Here is a 2178-nt window from a genome sequence, read left to right on the forward strand (position 1 = left end):
CCTAGAGTCGTGAAGAAAAAGCCAAGCCGATATCCTAGAAAAAACAATGCCGCTCACCTTAAGTGAACGGTATTAGAGCTTAATGCTCTCTCTTTTTTATACGCGATATCTAGTTTTATGGTATCTCGTAAATATGTAGGTGTGATCACTTAATCGGTGTGTAACCGTACTCTTCAATAAGACTCTGTCCTTGCTTAGATTTCACAAAGTTAATGAAATCTAAGCTCTCCTCAGAGACCGACTCTTCTTTATGCAGCAACAAGAATGGGCGAGCCAGTTTATATTTGTGGCTAGCTATGTTCTTTGACGTTGGTTCAACACCTTCAAATGTGATGGCCTTAACCGAATGGTCGACAGAGCCGACAGAGATAAAGCCAATTGCGTGCGGGTTATGGTTAACAATCGTCTTTACCATGCTGTTGCTGTTTACAACCAAGTTATTGGGGTTGATGTCAGACACAAGACGGTCATTAATGATTTTAGTTAAACCAAGCAAGCTTTCGAAACTGTAGCGTGAACCAGAAGACGCCTCACGAGTGACAACTGCGATCGGCTGATCGGCACCTCCCACTTCTTTCCAATTTGTTACCTTGCCCTTGTAGATATCGAATAGCTGTTCACGTGTCACGTTGCTTACCGTGTTTGAACGGTTGGTAACGACTGCGAGGCCGTCAAAGGCAATTGGGAAGACATTCAGTTTGTCGCTCTGCTCACGGTCGGTTAAGTAACGCGAGCTCATACCGATATCAGCCACGCCTTTATTTACCATAGTGATACCAGCTGTAGAGCCAATGCCCTGAACTGCAATATAATTATCAGGGTGAGTCTTATTGTACTCTTCCGCTAATACGTCCATCACACGTGAGACAGAAGTGGAGCCTAAAATACTGGTTTCTTGAGCAAAAACGGTTTGAGAAGACAAAGCTAGCGAAAGTAGAGAGGCAAGCGCGACTCGCAACATAATAAATTCCTTATTAATAATATTTGCCGCCCATCATAGAATGGCTATATGACACTTTTGTGAAGCTTATACGTTAGCTCGCTAGCCATTGAGATGGATTCTGACAGTCCAAGCTTAGTGAAAGAAGCCGCGGGCTTAGCGGGAGCAAGTGGGTTATTTGTATCCTCTGATTCGCTAAAAGATGGGGAGGCTCCTAAGCTGAGTTAGAGGAAACGGCGAATTTAAGAGTTTCTGTGCAGTTAGAGGTGTACTATGTCCGTCATACAAATAGAAGTGAGTCGGCTTTTAATCGGAGCTGAGAGGCTCTGTACTTCTCGAAATCAAAGTTTACCCGTAGAGCTAGGCAAATCCTTATATGAAGAGTGTGAAAGTGGCGTGTCCTTTTCAATGGCGCATTACCTCTTGGACTCCTCTCACAGTGACTATACCAACGAGATTGCGCGTGTTACCTATGATGAGTCAAGGTCTTGTTGGTTGGTGATGGTGCCATTGGAAAATGAGGCTAAGACTGGGCATCTTAACTGGGGACCTTACCCATACCTTCCACAATCTAAAGACCTGGATGCGATTCTATTGGAAATAGAAAAAGATCCTAAATCGTATTTTTGGTCTTAACTATTGCCATGTTAGTAGCTATTGCCTTGTTAGTAACCATAACCGTTTTGGTGACACTCGAGTGTTAATACAGATGCTTGATGCAGTCCCTTTACATTGAATCTTCTAGCCAAAGTGCATATCTAAACGACGTTTATTGAGCTTTCGCTATCAAGGTTCTAAAGTCTTTCGGTGTTTTGCCGTGATACGTTTTAAAGGCGGTACTGAAATGAGCAGCACTTTTAAAGCCAGATTCATAAGCGATCTGAGTGATCGACTTATTTGATGTTCTCAGCTGAGTGGCTGCGTGGGCAATACGCTTTATTTTTAATAGGTTCGAGAAGGATAGGTCTTCAGCCGACAAACGGCGTTTAAGCGTCGCTGGTGACATTCCCATGTAATTGGCTAACGTATCAAGTGATATGTTGTTCTCGATATTTTGCTCGATGTAATAGATGACTTTTTGAGTCACGGTAAGCTTTGCCGCGCTGGCGATAGTGGAAGCAAGAGAAGGGTGCTTGTCTACCATGAGAGAAAGCAAGGCTAACGGCGTTTTTCAAGGTAGTTGTCATCATTTGCTTACTTATTAAGCAGCTTCTCTTTCTGGGTTTAGGTGTACTTCA

2 protein-coding genes and 1 pseudogene are annotated in these 2178 nt (G+C 43.3%); 1 reads left to right on the forward strand and 2 read right to left on the reverse strand.

Features of this window, described 5'->3' with window-relative positions:
* Window positions 1-145: 145 nt before the first annotated feature.
* A complete protein-coding gene (locus tag Q1A70_RS19570) occupies window positions 146-961 on the reverse strand; it encodes a phosphate ABC transporter substrate-binding protein (RefSeq protein ID WP_299695624.1) in 816 nt (271 codons plus the stop codon).
* A gap of 252 nt (window positions 962-1213) precedes the next feature.
* On the opposite strand from Q1A70_RS19570, the gene Q1A70_RS19575 reads away from it, so the two are divergent.
* Entirely contained in the window at window positions 1214-1576 is a 363-nt protein-coding gene (locus tag Q1A70_RS19575; protein WP_299695626.1) for a DUF3024 domain-containing protein, read from the forward strand.
* A gap of 133 nt (window positions 1577-1709) precedes the next feature.
* On the opposite strand, the pseudogene Q1A70_RS19580 reads toward Q1A70_RS19575, so the two are convergent.
* Window positions 1710-2102: pseudogene (locus tag Q1A70_RS19580) on the reverse strand (AraC family transcriptional regulator); the annotation flags it as partial.
* Between the last annotated feature and the right edge of the window lie 76 nt (window positions 2103-2178).

Source organism: uncultured Vibrio sp. (assembly GCF_947488985.1).
Taxonomy (GTDB): Bacteria; Pseudomonadota; Gammaproteobacteria; order Enterobacterales; family Vibrionaceae; genus Vibrio.

Bases quoted from the DNA above. Each gene is read 5' to 3' on its own strand.
- Q1A70_RS19570 (WP_299695624.1), bottom strand. From the start codon at position 961: ATGTTGCGAGTCGCGCTTGCCTCTCTACTTTCGCTAGCTTTGTCTTCT.
- Q1A70_RS19575 (WP_299695626.1), top strand. From the start codon at position 1,214: ATGTCCGTCATACAAATAGAAGTGAGTCGGCTTTTAATCGGAGCTGAG.